18 protein-coding genes and 2 tRNA genes are annotated in these 21042 nt (G+C 56.8%); 17 read left to right on the top strand and 3 right to left on the bottom strand.

Annotated features, from left to right (window positions below):
* Positions 1-8 precede the first annotated feature (8 nt).
* Together PGR29_RS21840 and PGR29_RS21845 are read left to right on the top strand one after the other, a co-directional pair.
* Positions 9-84, top strand: a tRNA-Gly gene (locus tag PGR29_RS21840).
* Between the two features lie 71 nt (positions 85-155).
* Positions 156-231: transfer RNA gene (locus tag PGR29_RS21845), tRNA-Gly, on the top strand.
* A 270-nt stretch (positions 232-501) separates the two neighbouring features.
* Here PGR29_RS21845 and queG read toward each other — a convergent pair.
* Positions 502-1641, bottom strand: a complete 1140-nt coding sequence (gene queG, locus PGR29_RS21850) for a tRNA epoxyqueuosine(34) reductase QueG (protein ID WP_087858283.1) — start codon at positions 1639-1641, stop codon at positions 502-504.
* Between the two features lie 13 nt (positions 1642-1654).
* On the opposite strand from queG, the gene nnr reads away from it, so the two are divergent.
* The 14 genes from nnr to rlmB all read left to right on the top strand — a co-directional run bounded on the left by nnr (position 1655) and on the right by rlmB (position 17619).
* Positions 1655-3166: a bifunctional ADP-dependent NAD(P)H-hydrate dehydratase/NAD(P)H-hydrate epimerase gene (gene nnr / locus PGR29_RS21855; RefSeq protein ID WP_316425299.1), complete on the top strand. Its 1512-nt coding sequence runs from the start codon at positions 1655-1657 to the stop codon at positions 3164-3166.
* A complete protein-coding gene (gene tsaE / locus PGR29_RS21860) occupies positions 3159-3620 on the top strand; it encodes a tRNA (adenosine(37)-N6)-threonylcarbamoyltransferase complex ATPase subunit type 1 TsaE (RefSeq protein WP_316425300.1) in 462 nt (153 codons plus the stop codon). The genes nnr and tsaE overlap by 8 nt, the downstream gene beginning before the upstream one ends.
* Positions 3621-3636: 16 nt before the next feature.
* Positions 3637-4989 (top strand): N-acetylmuramoyl-L-alanine amidase AmiB, encoded by a 1353-nt coding sequence (gene amiB / locus PGR29_RS21865; RefSeq protein ID WP_113374744.1) that lies wholly within the window; start codon positions 3637-3639, stop codon positions 4987-4989.
* Positions 4990-4999: 10 nt separating this feature from the next.
* Positions 5000-6862: a DNA mismatch repair endonuclease MutL gene (gene mutL / locus PGR29_RS21870; RefSeq protein WP_316425301.1), complete on the top strand. Its 1863-nt coding sequence runs from the start codon at positions 5000-5002 to the stop codon at positions 6860-6862.
* Positions 6855-7805, top strand: a complete 951-nt coding sequence (gene miaA, locus PGR29_RS21875) for a tRNA (adenosine(37)-N6)-dimethylallyltransferase MiaA (RefSeq protein ID WP_087858288.1) — start codon at positions 6855-6857, stop codon at positions 7803-7805. Before mutL ends, miaA begins: the two co-directional genes overlap by 8 nt.
* Before the next feature lie 92 nt (positions 7806-7897).
* Positions 7898-8206: an RNA chaperone Hfq gene (gene hfq / locus PGR29_RS21880; protein WP_045396870.1), complete on the top strand. Its 309-nt coding sequence runs from the start codon at positions 7898-7900 to the stop codon at positions 8204-8206.
* A 75-nt stretch (positions 8207-8281) separates the two neighbouring features.
* Positions 8282-9562 (top strand): ribosome rescue GTPase HflX, encoded by a 1281-nt coding sequence (hflX, locus tag PGR29_RS21885; RefSeq protein WP_032713510.1) that lies wholly within the window; start codon positions 8282-8284, stop codon positions 9560-9562.
* A 58-nt stretch (positions 9563-9620) separates the two neighbouring features.
* Entirely contained in the window at positions 9621-10883 is a 1263-nt protein-coding gene (gene hflK / locus PGR29_RS21890) for an FtsH protease activity modulator HflK (RefSeq protein WP_015368631.1), read from the top strand.
* 2 nt (positions 10884-10885) lie between these two features.
* The gene (gene hflC, locus PGR29_RS21895) at positions 10886-11890 is read left to right on the top strand and encodes a protease modulator HflC (protein ID WP_015368630.1); all 1005 of its coding nucleotides are present in this window, start codon (positions 10886-10888) and stop codon (positions 11888-11890) included.
* 198 nt (positions 11891-12088) lie between these two features.
* Positions 12089-12286, top strand: coding sequence for a DUF2065 domain-containing protein (locus tag PGR29_RS21900; protein WP_015368629.1), 198 nt, complete (start codon positions 12089-12091; stop codon positions 12284-12286).
* A gap of 103 nt (positions 12287-12389) precedes the next feature.
* On the top strand, positions 12390-13688 hold the full coding sequence (locus tag PGR29_RS21905) for an adenylosuccinate synthase (RefSeq protein ID WP_087858289.1): 1299 nt from the start codon (positions 12390-12392) through the stop codon (positions 13686-13688).
* Positions 13689-13838: 150 nt separating this feature from the next.
* Complete coding sequence (nsrR, locus tag PGR29_RS21910) at positions 13839-14273, top strand: nitric oxide-sensing transcriptional repressor NsrR (protein WP_045379682.1); 435 nt, start codon at positions 13839-13841, stop codon at positions 14271-14273.
* Positions 14274-14364: 91 nt separating this feature from the next.
* On the top strand, positions 14365-16806 hold the full coding sequence (gene rnr / locus PGR29_RS21915; RefSeq protein WP_316425302.1) for a ribonuclease R: 2442 nt from the start codon (positions 14365-14367) through the stop codon (positions 16804-16806).
* 81 nt (positions 16807-16887) lie between these two features.
* Positions 16888-17619 (top strand): 23S rRNA (guanosine(2251)-2'-O)-methyltransferase RlmB, encoded by a 732-nt coding sequence (gene rlmB, locus PGR29_RS21920; protein ID WP_015704174.1) that lies wholly within the window; start codon positions 16888-16890, stop codon positions 17617-17619.
* 20 nt (positions 17620-17639) lie between these two features.
* On the opposite strand, the gene PGR29_RS21925 is transcribed toward rlmB, so the two are convergent.
* Positions 17640-18935, bottom strand: a complete 1296-nt coding sequence (locus PGR29_RS21925; protein WP_045396880.1) for an MFS transporter — start codon at positions 18933-18935, stop codon at positions 17640-17642.
* Positions 18936-19114: 179 nt separating this feature from the next.
* Here PGR29_RS21925 and PGR29_RS21930 point away from each other — a divergent pair, with 179 nt between their 5' ends.
* Positions 19115-20752 carry an isovaleryl-CoA dehydrogenase gene (locus tag PGR29_RS21930; RefSeq protein ID WP_316425303.1) on the top strand — a complete coding sequence of 546 codons (1638 nt, stop codon included), beginning with the start codon at positions 19115-19117 and terminating at the stop codon, positions 20750-20752.
* Here the strand turns inward: PGR29_RS21930 and yjfN are convergent.
* The gene (gene yjfN / locus PGR29_RS21935) at positions 20743-21018 is read right to left on the bottom strand and encodes a DUF1471 family protease activator YjfN (RefSeq protein ID WP_020079815.1); all 276 of its coding nucleotides are present in this window, start codon (positions 21016-21018) and stop codon (positions 20743-20745) included. The genes PGR29_RS21930 and yjfN overlap by 10 nt on opposite strands.
* Positions 21019-21042 lie beyond the last annotated feature (24 nt).

Genomic DNA, 21042 nt, shown 5'->3' on the forward strand with positions numbered 1-21042 from the left:
GCAGTAACGCGGGAATAGCTCAGTTGGTAGAGCACGACCTTGCCAAGGTCGGGGTCGCGAGTTCGAGTCTCGTTTCCCGCTCCAAAATTTGAAAGACACACCATACCAAAGCATAGTTTTCAGGCTACCAGCAGGTAAATTGAAAACCGATGTAAGCGGGAATAGCTCAGTTGGTAGAGCACGACCTTGCCAAGGTCGGGGTCGCGAGTTCGAGTCTCGTTTCCCGCTCCAAATTTCTTCCTTTATCCAATTTATCCACAGTGCGAAATCGCGCCGGGGATGATTTTCATTACCTATCCAAAAATACTGTAAACAGAGTTATCCACAGGCTGTCGTTTGGCTGACTGCGCGACAAATGCTTCACTTTGTAAATAGTATTATTGTATCTGATTGAAATTTAACATTTAAATTTCATTTCAAACTGTTAATTCGATCACTTGACGTACGTCTGCCCGTTGAAACGCAATGTTTTTTTGTTTTTATTCACAGCCTGTGAATGAATCAGGCGTCGCGCGGCAATCCTTTCTCGACCACCCGGACCAGGCGTAGTTTCTGCGGCAACTGCACTTCGACAACGTTGGCATTTCGCTTTTCTATCTGCTGCGCAACCGCCCATTCGATGTGTTCATCGAGAAGTGGGTGCTCACCTCGGCGACTTTCCAGCGCTGCCAGATTGGCTTCATTCCAGGGAGCATTACCGAGCGCGACGGCGATATTGCGTAGCCAGCGTAAGTGGCCGATACGGCGTATCGCCGACCCCTCGGTGACTTTCAGGAACCAGGCTTCGCTCCAGGCGAACAGCTCAATCAGCTGCGGCGCATGTAGCGCTTTACGCGGGCTGAAGTCCTCTTCATCGGTAAGCTGCGAAAAACGGTTCCACGGACAAATCAACTGGCAATCATCGCAGCCGTAAATACGGTTGCCGATAAGCGGACGAAATTCTTCCGGGATAGCGCCTTCCAGCTCGATGGTCAGATAGGAGATGCAGCGCCGTGCGTCAACGGTATAGGGCTCGACGATGGCGCCGGTGGGGCAGATAGTCATACAGGCGACACAACGCCCGCACTCTTCGGCAACCGGCTGGTCTATCGGCAGTGGCAGATCGATAAGCAACTCGCCGAGGAAGAAAAACGATCCGGCGTCGCGGCTTAAGATAAGTGAGTGCTTACCTGTCCAGCCAAGGCCCGCTTTTTCAGCGATGGGCCGCTCCAGGATAGGCGCGGAATCGACAAACGGTCTAAAATTGAGCGAAGCACACTGTTCCTGAATCATCTCGCCGAGTTTTTTCAGGCGGTTACGTAGCAGCTTATGATAATCACGCCCCAGGGCATAACGGCTGACGTAACCCAGCGTGGGATCTTTCAGAGTGCTGGCGAAAGCAGCATTGGCGGGCAGATAGTTCATGCGCACGCTAATCACGCGTAGCGTACCGGGCAGCAGTTCATGCGGCCGGGCGCGCATCATGCCGTGGCGAGCCATCCATTCCATTTCGCCATGGTATTGTTTATCCAGCCATGCCTGTAGTTTAGGTTCGCTGGCGCTGAGATCGGTATCGGTAATACCGACCTGCTGGAAGCCAAGCTCGGTGCCCCATTGTTTGATTTGCTGCGCTAACTGATTGAGATCGAGGGGCTGTGACATGATGGACCATACAATGACGAAAAACCCTGACAGTATACCACACATCGTGTGGCCAGCGGAGACGCTGCGCCAGGCGGAAAGAGAGGCGGCGGATAGTCTCGGGCTGACGCTTTTTGAATTGATGCGGCGTGCCGGCGAGGCGGCGTTTCAACTGGCCCGAAGCCTTTATCCCGCTAGCCAGCACTGGTTGATTCTTTGCGGCCACGGCAATAACGGCGGCGACGGCTATGTCGTCGCGCGACTGGCGCAGGCGCAGGGCATCGCGGTAACGCTACTGGCGTTGGAAAGCGATAAGCCGCTGCCGGAAGAGGCGCAGGCCGCGCGGGAAGAGTGGCTCAATGCCGGCGGCGTCATCCACGCCGCCGATAGCGCCTGGCCGGATGATATCTCATTGATTATTGACGGGCTGCTCGGCACCGGCCTGCATAGCGCGCCGCGCGCTAACGTCGCCGGGCTGATTGAACTGGCGAATGCCTATCCCGCGCCGGTTATTGCGCTTGATATCCCCACCGGGCTGAACGCGCAAACCGGCGCGACGCCTGGCGCGGTAATCCACGCCGCCCATACCCTGACGTTTATCGCGCTAAAACCCGGACTACTGACCGGCAACGCCCGCGACGTCGTCGGGCGCTTACATCATCATGCGCTCGGGCTGGAGCGCTGGCTTGCCGGGCAAAACACCGCTATTCGCCGTTTTTCCGCAGCGCAACTGGCAGGCTGGTTGCCGCCGCGTCGCCCGACGTCGCATAAAGGCTCGCATGGTCGGCTGGTGATTATCGGCGGCGATCGCGGCACCGCTGGCGCCATTCGTATGGCAGGTGAGGCCGCGCTGCGTGCCGGCGCGGGTTTAGTACGCGTGCTGACCAGGGCGGAAAATATCGCGGGCATTGTGACTGCCAGACCGGAATTGATGGTCCATGAGCTGAACGGTGACTCTCTTGCTGAGAGCCTGGAGTGGGCGGATGTCGTGGCGATTGGCCCCGGTCTTGGGCAAAGCGAATGGGGTAAAGCGGCGCTGCGGCAGGTAGAGAATTTTCGCAAACCGATGGTCTGGGATGCCGACGCGTTGAACCTGCTGGCAATCAATCCCGATAAACGTCACAATCGCGTGTTAACCCCGCATCCTGGCGAAGCCGCCCGTTTATTGAATATCAGCGTGGCAGAAGTTGAAAGCGATCGCTTACATTCTGTACAACGTCTGGTAAAACGGTATGGCGGCGTGGTGGTGCTAAAAGGCGCAGGAACCGTCGTGGCGAATAACGCGGGGGAAATCGGTATCATTGATGCCGGTAATCCCGGAATGGCCAGCGGCGGGATGGGCGATGTGCTCACCGGCATTATCGCCGCGCTGTTGGGACAGGGGCTGACCCCGTATGATGCCGCTTGCGCAGGCTGCGTGGCGCACGGCGAAGCCGCAGACCGACTGGCCGCCAGAGATGGCGCCCGTGGGATGCTGGCGACCGATCTTTTTTGCACGCTCAGGCGTGTTGTTAACCCGGATGTGATTGACCTAGACCATGATTAACCGTGTGATTCCTTTACCCGACGAGCAGGCGACATTAGACCTTGGCAACCGCGTAGCGCAGGCCTGTACCGGCGCGACGGTTATCTATCTGTATGGCGATTTAGGCGCGGGTAAAACCACCTTCAGCCGCGGTTTTCTACAGGCCCTTGGCCACCGCGGCAATGTCAAAAGCCCAACGTATACGCTGGTGGAGCCTTACACCCTCGAAGATCTGATGGTGTATCACTTCGACCTGTACCGCCTGGCGGATCCTGAGGAGCTCGAATTTATGGGGATCCGCGATTACTTCGCTAACGATGCCATCTGCCTGGTGGAATGGCCGCAGCAAGGCGCGGGTGTACTGCCTGACCCGGATGTCGAAATTCACCTGGATTACCAGGCGCAAGGGCGTGAGGCGCGCGTAACGGCGGTCTCTTCATTGGGTGAGTCTTTATTGGCGCGTTTAGCCATTTAGCCTAAAGGATGACGGGATGAAGTATCGTATAACCAGTTGGCTGGCCGCCGCTCTGATGCTGTTCGGCACTCAGGCGTCCGCGGCAAGTTTATCCGATATCCAGGTCTCAAACGGCGATCGGCAGGCCCGCATCACGCTAAGTTTTGTCGGCGATCCCGAATATTCCTTCACCCCGCAAGGTAAGCGCGTGGTGGCGTTGGATATCAAACAAACCGGCGTGCTTCAGGGGCTGCCGCTGCAGTTTAGCGGTAATAATCTGGTCAAAAGCATTCGCTCTGGCTCGCCTCAGGATACGCAATCTCTGCGTCTGTTGGTCGATCTGACGGAAGATGGTAAAACGCGGGCGGCGAAGCAGCAAAACGGCGCCAACTATACCGTCGTCTTTACCATTAACGCCGATGTGCCGCCGCCCCCTCCGCCGCCGCCAGTGGTAGCGAAACGGGTCGAAGCGCCGGTAGTGGCCCCGCGTCCGAGCGAGCCGCCGCGCAATCCGTTTAAAAACTCTGGTAGCGACAGAACCACGGTGGTCACCAGCAGTCAGCCGGCGATGACTAACAACCAGACCATCAGCCGACCGGCGGCGCGTACCGTCTCATCTGACGAAAAAATAATTATCGCTATTGATGCCGGTCACGGCGGCCAGGATCCTGGTGCTATTGGGCCGGGCGGCACCAAAGAGAAAAACGTCACGATTGCTATCGCCCATAAGCTACGGGCGTTGCTCAACAACGATCCGCAGTTTAAACCGGTGCTGACCCGCAACGGCGACTACTTCATCTCGGTCATGGGGCGTTCGGACGTGGCGCGCAAACAAAACGCCAATTTTCTGGTCTCTATCCATGCCGATGCGGCCCCGAATCGCGATGCGACTGGCGCATCGGTGTGGGTACTTTCTAACCGCCGCGCTAACAGCGAAATGGCCGGCTGGCTTGAACAGCATGAGAAACAATCCGAACTTCTGGGCGGCGCGGGCGATGTGCTGGCGAATAGCCAGTCGGATCCTTATCTGAGCCAGGCGGTGCTGGATTTACAGTTCGGCCATTCCCAGCGCGTCGGTTATGATGTGGCGACCGATGTACTCAGCCAGCTCCAGCGGGTTGGTAATCTGCATAAACGCCGCCCGGAGCATGCCAGCCTTGGCGTTCTGCGCTCGCCGGATATTCCGTCGATCCTCGTAGAAACTGGCTTTATCAGTAATAACGGCGAAGAGCGCCTGCTGGGTAGCGATGATTACCAACAGCAGATTGCAGAGGCGATTTATAAAGGGCTGCGTAACTATTATATGCAGCACCCGCTGCAATCAGCGCCGCGCGGCACGGCTGCGCAAACCGCCAGCGCCAGTTCGCCTGGCGGGTCGTTGATTAACTAAGGAGAAGGTCATGCCGATTCAGGTTCTACCGCCGCAGCTCGCCAACCAGATTGCCGCTGGCGAGGTGGTGGAACGTCCGGCGTCGGTCGTTAAAGAGCTGGTCGAAAACAGCCTTGATGCCGGCGCGACCCGTATCGACATTGATATCGAACGCGGCGGCGCGAAGCTTATCCGTATTCGCGATAACGGCTGTGGGATCAAAAAAGATGAGCTGGCGCTGGCGCTGGCCCGTCACGCCACCAGTAAAATCGCCTCGCTGGATGACCTTGAGGCGATCATCAGTCTTGGCTTTCGCGGCGAAGCGTTGGCCAGTATCAGCTCTGTCGCCCGCCTGACGTTGACTTCGCGTACTGCGGAGCAGCAAGAGGCATGGCAGGCCTATGCTGAAGGGCGCGACCAGGCGGTGACGGTGAAACCGGCGGCGCATCCGATAGGCACCACGCTGGAAGTGCTGGATCTGTTTTACAATACTCCCGCGCGACGCAAGTTCATGCGCACCGAAAAAACCGAGTTTAATCATATTGATGAAATCGTCCGCCGCATCGCGCTGGCGCGTTTCGATGTGACGATTAATCTCAGCCATAACGGCAAAATGATGCGCCAGTATCGCGCAGTGGCGGAAGGCGGCCCGCGTGAACGTCGCCTCGGCTCGATTTGCGGCGCGGCGTTTCTGGAACATGCGTTGGCCATTGAGTGGCAGCATGGCGATTTGACACTGCGCGGCTGGGTCGCCGATCCATTGCATACCAATCCGGCACTAGCGGAAATCCAGTATTGTTACGTCAACGGGCGTATGATGCGCGACCGGCTTATCAACCATGCCATTCGCCAGGCCTGCGAAGACAAGCTGGGCGCTGACCAGCAGCCGGCGTTTGTACTGTATCTGGAGATTGACCCGCATCAGGTTGATGTCAACGTGCATCCGGCGAAGCATGAAGTACGTTTCCATCAATCACGGCTGGTGCATGATTTTATCTACCAGGGCGTACTGAGCGTGCTGCAGCAGCAGCTTGATGCGCCGCTGGTGGCAGAGGACGAAGCGCCAGCGCCGCGGCAGGTGCCGGAAAACCGCGTAGCGGCGGGCGCGAACCATTTCGCTCGCCCATCGCCGGTCCGGGAACCGGCGGCGGGTTATGATACTCGCGCGCCGCGCGAACCTGCCGCCGCTGGCGGCTATAGCGCAGGCGGCGCCAGTTGGCCGCACGCCCAGCCGGGTTATCAAAAACAGCAAGGGGCGCTTTATCGTCAACTGCTGCAAACCCCGGCGGCGGAAAAGGCACCCGTTGCGCCGGCGCCTGCGGAAAGCCTGGCGGCCCATGGCCAAAGCTTTGGCCGGGTGCTGACTATTATCGGTGGCGATTGCGCGCTGCTCGAGCGGGGCGGCACATTGGCGTTGCTGGCGCTGCCGGTGGCGGAGCGCTGGCTGCGTCAGGCGCAGCTAACGCCGGGCGCGGAAGCGGTTTGCGCGCAGCCTCTGCTTATCCCGCTGCGTCTTAAAGTGAGTGAAGCAGAACGTAAGGCGCTGGAAAAGGCGCAGCCGGCGCTGGCGCAATTGGGTATCGATTTACAAGCAGATGCTCAGCACGTGACGGTCCGCGCGGTGCCTTTACCCTTAAGACAACAAAATTTACAAATCTTGATTCCTGAACTGATAGGCTACCTGGCGCAGCTAACGGCATTCGACGTCGGCGACATTGCCCAGTGGTCGGCGCGTAATCTGACGAGCGAGCACGCGCAGTGGAGTATGGCGCAGGCGATTTCGGTGCTGGCGGACGTTGAGCGTTTATGTCCGCAGCTGATTAAAGCGCCGCCGGGTGGCCTGTTACAACCTGTTGATTTACATTCGGCGATGACAGCCCTGAAAGATGAGTGATGTAACTGAGGCGAGCCTGCCTAAGGCAATTTTTTTAATGGGGCCGACGGCCTCCGGTAAAACCGCATTAGCTATCGCCTTGCGTAAAGTTTTGCCCGTAGAGTTGATTAGCGTCGATTCCGCCCTCATCTATCGAGGAATGGATATCGGTACGGCCAAACCCGATGCCGCGGAGCTTAGCGCTGCGCCGCATCGGTTGCTGGATATCCTTGATCCGGCAGAGTCTTACTCGGCGGCGGATTTTCGTCGCGATGCGTTGGCGGAAATGGCGGATATCGTCGCCGCCGGGCGCATCCCGCTGTTGGTCGGCGGAACGATGTTGTATTTCAAAGCGTTGTTGGAAGGGTTATCGCCGCTGCCTTCGGCGGATCCCGCAGTCAGGGCCAGAATTGAGCAACAAGCAGCAGAGCAGGGGTGGCACGCATTGCACCGGCAGTTACAGGAGATCGATCCCGTGGCCGCCGCGCGTATTCATCCAAATGATCCGCAAAGACTTTCCCGAGCACTGGAAGTTTTTTTCATTTCGGGTAAAACTTTAACGGAACTGACGCAAACGTCAGGAGAGGCTCTGCCGTATCAGGTGCATCAGTTCGCCATCGCCCCGGCGAGCCGTGAACTGCTACATCAACGCATTGAGCAGCGTTTTCATCAGATGTTGGCTTCAGGTTTTGAAGCAGAAGTGCGGGCGCTATTTGCCCGTGGAGATTTGCATACGGATATGCCTTCCATTCGTTGTGTTGGATACCGCCAGATGTGGTCATACCTTGAAGGCGAGGTCTCGTATGATGAAATGGTTTATCGAGGTGTTTGCGCGACGAGACAGTTAGCGAAACGTCAGGTCACCTGGCTGCGCGGTTGGGAAGATGTTCACTGGTTAGACAGTGAGCAACCTGAACAAGCGCTCAACAAAGTATTACAGGTTGTTGGTGCTAGCCAGAACTGAACGTGTACAATTGAACGGTATCGTGCGTAATTTTTTTTAAGAATCGTAAGGTTCTGAGTACAAAACAAGCATACATATAAGGAAAAGAGAGAATGGCTAAGGGGCAATCTTTACAAGATCCGTTCCTGAACGCTTTGCGTCGGGAACGTGTTCCGGTTTCTATTTATTTGGTGAATGGTATTAAGCTGCAAGGGCAAATTGAGTCTTTCGATCAGTTCGTGATCCTGTTGAAGAACACGGTCAGCCAGATGGTCTATAAGCACGCAATTTCTACTGTTGTCCCGTCCCGTCCGGTGTCTCACCACAGCAATAATGCTGGCGGCGGTGCAAGCAACTATCACCACGGTGGTAGCGCGCAAGGTTCTTCTGCGCCGCAGCAAGACAGCGACGACGCCGAATAAGGCTAATGCTGTTTTTCCACGTCGGGGAGCCAGGTTTTCTGCGTTCCCCGCTGGTATTTTATAAGGGGTTTACGCTTGTTTGACCGTTATGATGCCGGTGAGCAGGCGGTACTGGTACACATCTATTTTTCGCAAGACAAAGATATGGAGGATCTCCAGGAGTTTGAATCCCTGGTCTCTTCCGCCGGTGTCGAAGCAATGCAGGTGATTACCGGTAGCCGTAAAGCACCGCACCCGAAGTATTTTGTTGGTGAAGGTAAGGCTGTTGAAATTGCGGAAGCCGTAAAAGCGACCGGCGCCTCGGTCGTGCTGTTCGATCATGCCTTGAGTCCGGCCCAGGAACGTAACCTGGAGCAGCTATGCGAATGCCGGGTTATCGATCGCACCGGTCTGATTTTAGATATTTTTGCCCAGCGAGCGCGTACCCACGAAGGGAAACTGCAGGTTGAGCTGGCGCAGTTGCGCCATCTGGCCACGCGTCTGGTACGCGGCTGGACCCACCTTGAAAGGCAGAAAGGCGGGATTGGTTTGCGCGGACCGGGTGAAACCCAGCTCGAAACCGACCGTCGATTGCTGCGTAACCGTATTATGCAGATCCTGTCGCGACTGGAAAAAGTAGAAAAACAGCGCGAGCAAGGTCGGCGGTCACGCGCCAAGGCCGATATCCCTACCGTCTCGCTGGTGGGATATACCAACGCCGGAAAATCAACGCTGTTCAACCAGATAACCGAAGCGGAAGTCTATGCCGCGGACCAACTGTTCGCCACTCTGGACCCGACGCTGCGCCGTATTAACGTCACAGACGTCGGCGAAACGGTACTGGCAGACACCGTAGGTTTTATTCGTCATCTGCCGCACGATTTGGTGGCGGCGTTTAAAGCGACTCTGCAGGAGACGCGTCAGGCGACGCTGCTGCTGCACGTTATCGACGCGGCGGATGTCCGCGTGCAGGAAAATATTGATGCAGTAAATACGGTCCTTGCTGAAATCGAGGCCGATGAAATTCCGTCATTGCTGGTGATGAACAAAATCGATGTGCTTGACGATTTTGAACCGCGCATCGATCGGGATGAAGAGAATAAACCGATTCGGGTCTGGCTCTCCGCCCAGACCGGGATTGGCGTACCACTGCTTTTTCAGGCGTTAACAGAACGTCTTTCCGGCGAAGTGGCGCAGCATACGCTGCGTTTACCGCCGCAGGAAGGTCGTCTGAGAAGCCGGTTCTATCAGCTTCAGGCGATAGAAAAAGAGTGGATGGAGGATGACGGCAGCGTAAGCCTGCAAGTGCGCATGCCCATCGTGGACTGGCGTCGCCTCTGCAAACAAGAGCCTGCGTTGGTCGACTACGTGGTTTGACCTGGCCTGAAGATATTAACCCCTGTGGGGATATCAAAAACAAATATGGAGCATATACATGGCGTGGAATCAGCCCGGTAATAACGGACAGGACCGCGACCCGTGGGGAAGCAGCAAGAATGGCGGCAACTCTGAGGGAAATGGCAACAAAGGCGGTCGCGATCAGGGGCCGCCCGATCTGGATGATATCTTCCGCAAGTTAAGCAAAAAACTTGGCGGTCTCGGCGGCGGTAAAGGCGGCCAGGGTGGCGGTAATGTGACGCAGGGGCCGCGTGGCCCGATGGGCGGGCGCATTGTCGGCATCGTTGCTGCAGCGGCGGTGATTATCTGGGCAGCCAGCGGTTTCTATACCATCAAGGAAGCGGAACGTGGTGTGGTGACACGCTTTGGCAAGTTCAGCCATCTGGTTGAGCCAGGTCTGAACTGGAAGCCAACCTTTGTCGATAATGTGCAAGCGGTGAACGTCGAGTCGGTTCGCGAACTGGCAGCGTCCGGCGTCATGCTGACTTCCGATGAGAACGTCGTGCGCGTTGAGATGAACGTACAGTACCGGGTGACCGATCCGGAGCGCTACCTGTTTAGCGTGACCAGCGCCGACGATAGTCTGCGTCAGGCCACCGACAGCGCCCTGCGTGGCGTCATTGGTAAGTACACCATGGACCGTATCCTGACCGAAGGTCGTACCGTTATCCGTAGCGATACCCAGCGCGAGCTGGAAGAGACCATTCGTCCGTACAACATGGGTATCACCCTGCTGGACGTCAACTTCCAGACGGCGCGTCCGCCGGAAGAGGTGAAGGCCGCGTTTGATGATGCCATTGCCGCGCGTGAGAACGAGCAGCAGTACATCCGCGAAGCGGAAGCTTATACCAACGAAGTTCAGCCGCGTGCTAACGGTCAGGCGCAGCGTATCCTCGAAGAGGCGCGTGCGTATAAAACCCAGACCGTACTGGAAGCGCAGGGTGAAGTCGCTCGCTTTGCGAAGATCCTGCCGGAATATAAAGCCGCGCCGGAAATTACCCGCGAGCGTCTGTATATCGAAACCATGGAAAAAGTGCTGAGCCATACCCGCAAAGTGCTGGTTAATGACAGCAAGGGCGGCAACTTGATGGTTCTGCCGTTGGATCAGATGCTGAAAGGCGCCACTGGTGCGCCGGCAAAGAGCGATAGCAGTGGCGCAAGCGATCTGCTGCGCCTGCCGCCTGCGTCCAGCTCAAGCAGCGCCAGCACTTCATCAACCTCGAGTTCAACCGGGGGTACCATTATGGACCAACGCCGCGCCAACGCGCAGCGTAACGACTACCAGCGTCAGGGGGAATAACGATGCGTAAATCTGTTATCGCGATCATTGTCGTCGTGCTGGTAGTGCTCTACATGTCTGTCTTCGTGGTGAAAGAAGGCGAGCGTGGCATTACGCTGCGCTTCGGCAAAGTTCTGCGCGACGATGAGAACAAGCCGCTGGTGTATGCGCCGGGTCTGCACTTCAAGATCCCGTTTATTGAATCCGTGAAAATGCTGGATGCGCGTATCCAGACCATGGACAACCAGGCTGACCGCTTTGTTACCAAAGAGAAGAAAGATCTGATCGTCGACTCCTATATCAAGTGGCGCATCAGTGACTTCAGTCGTTACTATCTGGCGACCGGCGGCGGCGACGTCTCCCAGGCCGAAGTTCTGCTGAAACGTAAGTTCTCTGACCGTTTGCGCTCTGAGATTGGTCGTCTGGACGTGAAAGACATCGTGACTGATTCCCGCGGTCGTTTGACCCTGGAAGTGCGTGATGCGCTGAACTCAGGTTCTGCAGGTACAGAAGATGAAGTTTCGACGCCGGCAGCCGATGACGCTATCGCTAAAGCGGCAGAGCGTGTAGAAGCTGAAACTAACGGTAAGGTTCAGGTGATCAACCCGAACAGTATGGCGGCGCTGGGTATTGAAGTCGTTGACGTACGTATCAAGCAGATCAACCTGCCTGCTGAAGTGTCTGAAGCGATCTACAACCGTATGCGCGCTGAGCGTGAAGCGGTTGCTCGTCGCCATCGTTCACAAGGTCAGGAAGAGGCGGAAAAACTGCGCGCGACCGCGGACTATGAAGTGACCAAGACTTTGGCGGAAGCAGAGCGTCAAGGGCGTATCCTGCGCGGTGAAGGCGATGCCGAGTCGGCAAAACTGTTTGCCGATGCATTCAGTCAGGATCCGGGCTTCTATGCCTTTATCCGTAGCCTGCGTGCTTACGAGAAGAGCTTCCAGAGCAACCAGGACGTGATGGTTCTCAGCCCGGATAGCGATTTCTTCCGTTACATGAAGTCACCGGATTCCGTGCGTAAATAAGCCGGGTTGGTGTGAAATCAGAAGGCGCCTTGCAAGAGGCGCCTTTTTTCATGCCATTGATTGTGATTTTTCTCTCAGCTAGTGGTTTCATATTGCCTATGAAATGCCGGAGAATGTGAAGAAAGAAAAAGGGTTTGCGGTAATACTCACCGGCGCCAAACTGGCGGCGGTTTTGTTTTTCTATAAGGGTCATCAATAATGAATGCAACAATTTGGCTGGCACTGGCGCTGGTTTTAGTTCTCGAAGGTCTTGGCCCACTGCTTTATCCCCGCGCCTGGCGCAAGATGGTAGCGACCATGAGCCAACTGCCGGATAATTTATTGCGTCGCTTTGGCGGCGGTCTTGTGGTAGCTGGCATCGTCATCTACTACATGTTGAGGAAATCGATTGGCTGATCAAAAAATAATCGGATTACCCTCATTTTGAGTGCAAAAAGTGCTGTAACTCTGAAAAAGCGATGGTAGAATCCATTTTTAAGCAAACGGTGATTTTGAAAAAATGGGTAACAACGTCGTCGTACTGGGCACCCAATGGGGTGACGAAGGTAAAGGGAAGATCGTCGATCTCCTGACAGAACGGGCTAAATATGTTGTGCGCTACCAGGGTGGCCATAACGCAGGCCATACTCTCGTAATCAACGGTGAAAAAACCGTCCTCCATCTTATTCCATCAGGTATTCTCCGCGAGAATGTAACCAGCATCATCGGTAACGGTGTTGTGCTGTCTCCGGCTGCGCTGATGAAAGAGATGAAAGGTCTGGAAGACCGTGGTATCCCTGTTCGTGAGCGTCTGCTGCTGTCCGAAGCCTGTCCGCTTATTCTCGATTATCACGTTGCGCTGGACGTAGCGCGTGAAAAAGCACGCGGTGCGAAAGCTATCGGTACGACCGGTCGCGGTATCGGCCCGGCTTACGAAGATAAAGTCGCTCGTCGCGGCCTGCGCGTTGGCGACCTGTTTGATAAAGCCACCTTCGCTGACAAACTGAAAGAAGTGATGGAATATCACAACTTCCAGTTGGTGAACTTCTATAAAGCAGAAGCGGTTGACTACCAGAAAGTGCTGGACGATGTGATGGCGATTGCCGACATCCTCACCGGCATGGTCGTTGATGTTTCCGATCTGCTGGATCAGGCGCGTCAGCGCGGCGACTTCGTGATGTTCGAAGGCGCGCAGGGCACGCTGCTGGATATCGACCACGGTACCTATCCGTATGTAACTTCCTCCAACACCACTGCTGGTGGCGTGGCGACCGGTTCCGGCCTGGGCCCGCGTTATGTGGATTACGTTCTGGGTATCATCAAAGCTTACTCTACTCGTGTAGGCGCGGGTCCGTTCCCGACCGAGCTGTTTGATGAAACCGGCGAGTTCCTGTGCAAGCAGGGTAACGAATTCGGCGCCACTACCGGCCGTCGTCGTCGTACCGGCTGGCTGGACGCTGTTGCGGTACGCCGCGCGGTGCAGATTAACTCCCTGTCCGGCTTCTGCCTGACCAAACTGGACGTCCTGGACGGCCTGAAAGAAGTGAAAATCTGCGTCGGCTACCGTATGCCGGACGGCCGTGAAGTGACCACCACTCCGCTGGCTGCCGACAACTGGGAAGGTATTGAGCCTATCTACGAAACCATGCCGGGCTGGTCCGAAACCACCTTCGGCGTGAAAGAGCGCAGCGGTCTGCCGCAGGCAGCGCTGAACTACATCGCTCGTATTGAAGAGCTGACCGGCGTGCCGGTTGATATCATCTCTACCGGTCCTGACCGTACTGAGACTATGATTCTGCGTGACCCGTTCGACGCGTAATCATCATCCAGGGGCGCCGTTCGGGCGCCCTTGTTTTTGCAGTTCGCCCGCCCCATTTCAAATAAATTAGCGGCCTGAGCGCTGGCTGGTTTATCATCAATAGAGTTAATACCCGCGGATTCACCGCTTTCCCCTTACCCTGAGGTTGATGTGCAGTTAACGAGTTTCACCGATTATGGATTACGCGCGCTGATTTATATGGCGTCGTTGCCGGATGACCGAATGACCAGTATTTCCGAGGTGACGGATGTCTATGGCGTTTCCCGTAATCATATGGTCAAAATAATCAATCAGTTAAGCCGTGTTGGCTACGTGACGGCCGTGCGGGGAAAGAATGGGGGGATTCGCCTTGGCAAGCCGGCTAAAATGATTCGCGTGGGTGATGTTGTACGCGATCTGGAGCCGCTATCGCTGGTGAATTGCAGCAGCGAATTTTGCCACATTACTCCCGCTTGCCGCCTGAAACAGGCACTTGCCGAAGCCGCGCAAAGTTTCCTGAAGGAACTGGATAACTACACGCTGGCCGATTTGGTTGAAAAGAATCAACCGCTATATAAATTATTACTGGTGGAAGAAAAGCGCTGAATGATTTGCGCCGCAGCGTAAAGAGAACCCACAAAGCGGCGGCGTAAAACGCAGTCAGACTTTCATCGGAGATGACAACGGAGGAACCGATATGTCACAAGACCCATTCCAGGAACGCGAAGCTGAGAAGTACGCGAATCCAATCCCGAGCCGGGAATTTATCCTCGAACATTTAACCAAACGTGAAAAACCGGCCAGCCGTGATGAGCTGGCGATTGAGTTAAATATTGAGGGCGAAGAACAAACTGAAGCGCTGCGTCGCCGCCTGCGTGCGATGGAACGTGACGGCCAGTTGGTCTTCACTCGTCGTCAGTGCTATGCGCTGCCGGAGCGTCTCGATTTAGTCAAAGGCGTCGTTATTGGCCACCGCGACGGCTACGGCTTTTTACGCGTCGAAGGGCGCAAAGACGACCTGTATCTTTCATCTGAGCAGATGAAAATGTGTATTCATGGCGACCAGGTACTGGCCCAGCCGCTGGGCGCGGACCGCAAGGGCCGTCGAGAAGCGCGCATCGTTCGCGTTCTGGTGCCGAAAACCAGCCAGATCGTCGGCCGTTACTTCACCGATGCCGGTGTAGGCTTCGTGGTGCCGGACGACAGCCGTCTTAGCTTCGATATCCTGATCCCGCCTGAAGAGATTATGGGCGCGCGTATGGGCTACGTGGTGGTGGTCGAGCTGACCCAGCGTCCAACCCGTCGTACCAAGGCGGTCGGCAAAATAGTTGAAGTGCTGGGCGACAATATGGGCACTGGCATGGCCGTTGATATGGCGCTGCGTACCCATGAGATCCCTTACATCTGGCCGCCGGCGGTGGAAAAACAGGTCTCCGGCCTCAAAGAGCAGGTGCCGGAAGAGGCGAAAGCGGGGCGCGTTGATTTGCGCTCTCTGCCGCTGGTTACTATTGACGGCGAAGATGCCCGCGACTTTGATGACGCGGTGTACTGCGAGAAAAAACGCGGCGGCGGCTGGCGTCTATGGGTGGCTATCGCCGACGTGAGCTACTATGTGCGCCCTGGTACGCCGCTGGACGGCGAAGCGCGCAGCCGCGGGACGTCAGTCTACTTCCCTTCGCAGGTCGTACCGATGCTGCCGGAAGTGCTGTCCAACGGCCTGTGCTCGCTGAATCCGCAGGTCGATCGCCTGTGTATGGTCTGCGAAATGACGATCTCGTCAAAAGGTCGCCTGACCGGCTTTAAATTCTATGAAGCGGTGATGAGCTCTCACGCCCGTCTGACCTACACCAAGGTTTGGCATATGCTGCAGGGCGATCAAGAGCTGCGCGAACACTACGCGCCGCTGGTGAAGCATATTGAAGAGCTGCATAACCTCTATAAGGTGCTGGATGGCGCCCGTGAAGAGCGCGGCGGTATCTCATTTGAAAGTGAAGAAGCTAAATTCATCTTCAACGCCGAGCGTCGTATCGAGCGTATCGAACAGACTCAGCGTAACGATGCGCACAAGCTGATCGAAGAGTGCATGATTCTGGCGAACATCTCCGCGGCGCGTTTCGTTGAGAAAGCGCAGGAGCCAGCGCTGTTCCGTATTCACGATAAGCCAAGCACCGAAGCGATTACCGCCTTCCGCACCGTGCTGGCGGAGCTGGGGCTGGAGCTGCCGGGCGGCAACAAACCGGAGCCGCGCGATTACGCCGAGCTGCTGACTTCCATCGCCGATCGCCCGGATGCGGAAATGCTGCAGACGATGCTGCTGCGTTCCATGAAGCAGGCGGTCTACGATCCGGAAAACCGCGGCCACTTCGGCCTGGCGCTGCAGTCATACGCCCACTTCACCTCGCCGATCCGTCGTTATCCTGACCTGTCGCTGCATCGCGCTATTAAGTATTTACTGGCGAAAGAGCAGGGACATAAAGGCAATAGCACCGAGACCGGCGGTTGGCACTACAGCATGGAAGAGATGCTGCAGCTGGGCGAGCACTGCTCGATGACCGAGCGCCGCGCCGATGAAGCGACGCGCGAAGTGTCAGACTGGCTGAAGTGCGACTTCATGCAGGATCAGGTGGGCAACACCTTCTCCGGCGTGATCGCAAGCGTCACCGGCTTTGGCTTCTTCGTCCGCCTGAACGATCTGTTTATCGATGGTCTGGTACATGTCTCCTCGCTGGATAATGACTACTATCGCTTCGACCAGGTCGGGCAGCGGCTGATCGGCGAGTCCGGCGGCCAGACATACCGCCTGGGCGACCGCGTGGAAGTGCGCGTCGAAGCGGTCAATATGGATGAGCGTAAGATTGATTTCAGCCTGATTTCCAGCGAACGCGGTCCGCGTAATGTTGGCAAAACCGCACGCGAAAAAGCGAAGAAGGGCGCGCCGGGTAAAAACGGCGGCGGCCGTCGTCGTCAGGTTGGCAAGCAGGTAAACTTCGAGCCGGATAGCGCCTTCCGTAAGGAAAAAGAGAAAGCTAAAGCCAAACCGAAAGGCGAAAAGAAAGCGAAAAAACCGTCGGCGAAAACGCAGAAAATCGCCGCGGCAACCAAAGCCAAGCGCGCGGCGAAAAAGAAGATCGCCGAGTGATTGACGTCCCTTCGCCCTGAAGTCTGCTGGCGCAGAACGGGGTGAAGGGAACGGATAACAGAACCTAAAACGAGTACATCAATGAGTGAAATGATTTACGGCATCCATGCGGTGCAGGCACTGCTGGAACGCGCCCCTGAGCGTTTTCAGGAAGTTTTTATTCTGAAAGGCCGTGAGGATAAGCGTCTGCTGCCGCTGATCCATGCCCTTGAAGCGCAGGGCGTGGTGATTCAGGTTGCCAGCCGCCAGTTCCTCGATGAGAAAAGCGAAGGCGCGGTGCATCAGGGCATCATTGCCCGCGTGAAGCCGGGACGTCAGTATCAGGAAAACGATCTGCCGGATCTGCTGGCGCAGTTCGATCAACCGTTCCTGCTGATCCTCGACGGCGTCACCGATCCGCACAACCTCGGCGCCTGCCTGCGTAGCGCCGACGCCGCAGGCGTGCATGCGGTGATCGTGCCGCGCGATCGTTCCGCTCAGCTCAATGCTACGGCGAAAAAAGTCGCCTGCGGCGCGGCGGAAAGCGTGCCGCTGATCCGCGTCACCAATCTGGCGCGTACTATGCGTCTGCTGCAGGAAGAAAACGTGTGGATTGTCGGTACCGCCGGCGAAGCCGACCATACGCTGTTCCAGAGCAAAATGACCGGCCCGATGGCGCTGGTGATGGGCGCGGAAGGTGAAGGTATGCGTCGTTTGACCCGCGAGCATTGTGATGAACTGATCAGCATCCCGATGGCGGGTAGCGTCTCTTCGCTGAACGTCTCCGTCGCCACCGGTATCTGCCTGTTTGAAGCGGTGCGCCAGCGCAGCTAAGCCGCCGCTGGCGCGGTGGGTTAGTCATCCAGCGCGCGCAGATGATCGTTCTTATTGAGCGTCATTAGCGCGGCAATACTGACGACGGCTGTCGCCATCACGTAGTACGCCGGAATGTCCAGATTACCGGTCTGTTTAATCAGGCCGGTAATAATCAATCCGGCACAGCCGGAAAACACGGCATTTGATAGCGAATAGGCTAACCCCAGCCCGGTATAACGCACCCTGGTAGGGAACATCTCCGCCAGCATCGCCGGCCCAGGCCCGGCCAGAATCCCCACCAGTCCACCCGCAATCAGCACCACGATACCTTTCACCAGCAGCGTGCTGCTTTCCGCCTGCAATATTTTCAGCAGCGGTAGCGCCAGTACCAGCAGCAATACCGCAGCCGCGACCATCACCCGCCGACGTCCCAACTTATCGCTGAGCATCCCGGCAGGCAAGATGGTGATGGCGAAGCCAATGTTGGAGATCACCGCAATTAGCAGCGCCTGATTAAAACCGGTGTGTAGCGCGGACTGGAGGTACGAGGGCATGATCACCAGGTAGGTATAACCCGCCGCCGACCATACCATCAGCCGGCCAATGCCGGTGAAAATCGCTTTGAGCGTCTGGCGCCAACTGGCGCGGGTTTCCGCAGGCGGCGTAGTCTGCTGCTGGCGTAAAAAGCCCGGCGTCTCTTCCATTTTAACGCGTAGCCATAGCGCAACGATGCCCATCGGTATGGCGAGGAAGAAGGGAATTCGCCAGCCCCAGTCATGCAGCGCTTCGGGGCTCAGTACGGCGGAAATCAGCGCGACCACGCCTGCGCCTGCCAGCAACCCTAATGCCACGGTAAAAGATTGCCATGCGCCATACAGACCGCGTTTACCTTTAGGGGCGAACTCGGTCATCAGCGATACCGCTCCTCCATACTCGCCGCCGGCAAACAACCCCTGCAGAATACGTAATCCGGTCAGCAGGAGTGGCGCCGCAATACCGATGCTGGCGTAAACCGGTACCAGCCCGATTGCCGTGGTGGCGAGCGTCATCAGTACCAACACGATAATCAGCGTCGGCTTGCGGCCAATACGATCGCCGAGACGGCCAAAAACGATGGCGCCCAGCGGGCGAAAGAAGAACGCAATCGCGAAAGAGGCGTAAGTCAGAATCAGCCCGGTCAGCGGCGCTTCCCCGTTCAACTGGAAGAAGTTTTTTGCAATTACGGTCGCCAGAAAGCCATAGACCGCAAACTCGTACCATTCAATAAAGTTACCGATAGAACCGGCGATCAGCGCGCGTTTTTGCGCCGCTGATGTTGTGCTGGCGGTGTGCATAGGAAGCCCCGACTGATACAAAACAGTAACGAATGAATAAATTATTCCATACATTTTTCCTGAGGAAATTTTAAATTCTTATGCCTGTGATGGGCTTCACGAAGGCGTAGCGGTTTTTTTGTGACCGTCTATGCGGGCGACCATACTTACTATCAGAGCCATTGACGGAGGGAGACATCATGCACTGGCAAACGCATACCGTATTCAATCAACCGACGCCGCTGTGTAACAGCAATCTGTTTTTGTCCGATACCGCGCTTTGTGAGGCGGTAGTGCGTGAAGGCGCCGGTTGGGATGGCGATCTGCTCGCCAGCATCGGCCAACAGTTGGGCACGGCGGAATCGCTGGAGCTGGGGCGACTGGCGAATAGCAACCCGCCAGAACTATTACGCTATGACGCCACCGGCGCCCGGCTGGATGACGTGCGGTTTCATCCCGCCTGGCATTTGCTGATGCAGGGACTGTGCGCCAACCGGGTGCATAACCTCTCCTGGCAGGAAGACGCCCGCGCGGGTTCATTTGTTGCCCGTACCGCCCGCTTTATGCTGCATGCTCAGGTGGAGGCGGGAACGTTATGCCCGATAACCATGACCTTCGCCGCAACGCCGCTGCTGCAGCGCGCGTTACCTGCTGTGTTCAGCGATTGGTTGCCGCCATTACTCAGCGATCGCTATGACCCGCATCTCGCACCGGGCGATCAGAAACGTGGATTGCTGATTGGCATGGGAATGACCGAAAAACAGGGTGGTTCGGATGTGCTCAGCAATACCACCCGAGCGGAAAAAACGGCGGAAGGATTCTATCGGCTGGTGGGCCATAAATGGTTCTTCTCGGTGCCGCAGAGCGATGCGCATCTGGTATTAGGCCAGACGCCGGGCGGGCTCTCATGCTTCTTTGTGCCGCGCTTTTTACCCGATGGCCAACGCAATGGCGTGCGCCTGGAGAGGCTGAAAGATAAATTAGGCAACCGCTCTAACGCCAGTAGCGAAGCCGAATTCTTTGACGCCTGCGGGTGGCTGATAGGCGAAGAGGGCGACGGCGTGCGGCAAATTCTCAAGATGGGCGCGCTGACCCGCTTCGACTGCGCGGCCGGCAGCCATGCCCTGATGCGCCGCGCATACTCGGTGGCGCTGTACCATGCGCTGCAGCGTCAGGCGTTCGGCAAGAATCTGGCCGATCAGCCGATGATGCGCCAGGTGCTGGGCCAGATGGCGCTGCGTCTTGAAGGACAAACCGCTTTTCTGTTCCGTCTGGCTCGCGCCTGGGATCGGCGCGACGATGCGCATGAAGTGCTATGGGCTCGTTTATTTACCCCGGTCGCCAAGTTTGCTATCTGTCGCGCCGGTATACCGTTTGTCGCTGAGGCGATGGAAGTGCTGGGCGGTATCGGTTATTGCGAAGAGAGCGAACTCCCGCGCTTATACCGTGAGATGCCGGTGAATAGTATCTGGGAAGGCTCCGGCAATATTATGTGTCTCGACGTGATGCGGGTGCTTGGCAAGCAGCCGGCGGCGTTAGAAATGCTGGCAGCGGAGTGTGCTGAGGTTAAGGGGCAGAACCGGCATTATGACCGCGCGTGGCGACAGCTTCAGCAACTCTTACGGCGACCTGTTGAGGCGCAGGGACGAGAAATAGCGCGTCTGGTGTATTGCCTGGGGGCGGGCGCGCAGATGCTGCGCTTTGCGTCTCCACCGCTGGCCCAGGCATGGTGCCGGATGATGCTGGATCCGCGAGGAGGTATCCGCCTGGACGCGCAGCTGCTGGACGATGCGCTGCTGCGGGCGATGGGGCGCGGACGACAGCCTTCTCAGGCGTAGAGAATAGCCTGCACTCGCCAGCTATCCGGCTGCGGCTCTTCATACATCTGAACGATACGATACCAGGAAGCGCCCTGCTCATCGGCTTTTACGGCAATGGCGTGCTCGACATCCTGCTGACTGCCGGAAATATTATTGACGGAAATCAGACCAATTTCGTTCAGGCCGGTGACGCAATCCGCACTGGCGAATTCGGCTGACTGAGCGGAAGTATTGGCCGTCGCGGTGGTCAGCAACAGGCTGGGTAAGGTCAGTGATCGTTTCATCGTCAGCTCCATTTCACGTAATCC

Source organism: Klebsiella sp. 141203, assembly GCF_032601985.1.
In the GTDB taxonomy this organism is placed as follows: Bacteria; Pseudomonadota; Gammaproteobacteria; order Enterobacterales; family Enterobacteriaceae; genus Klebsiella; species Klebsiella aerogenes.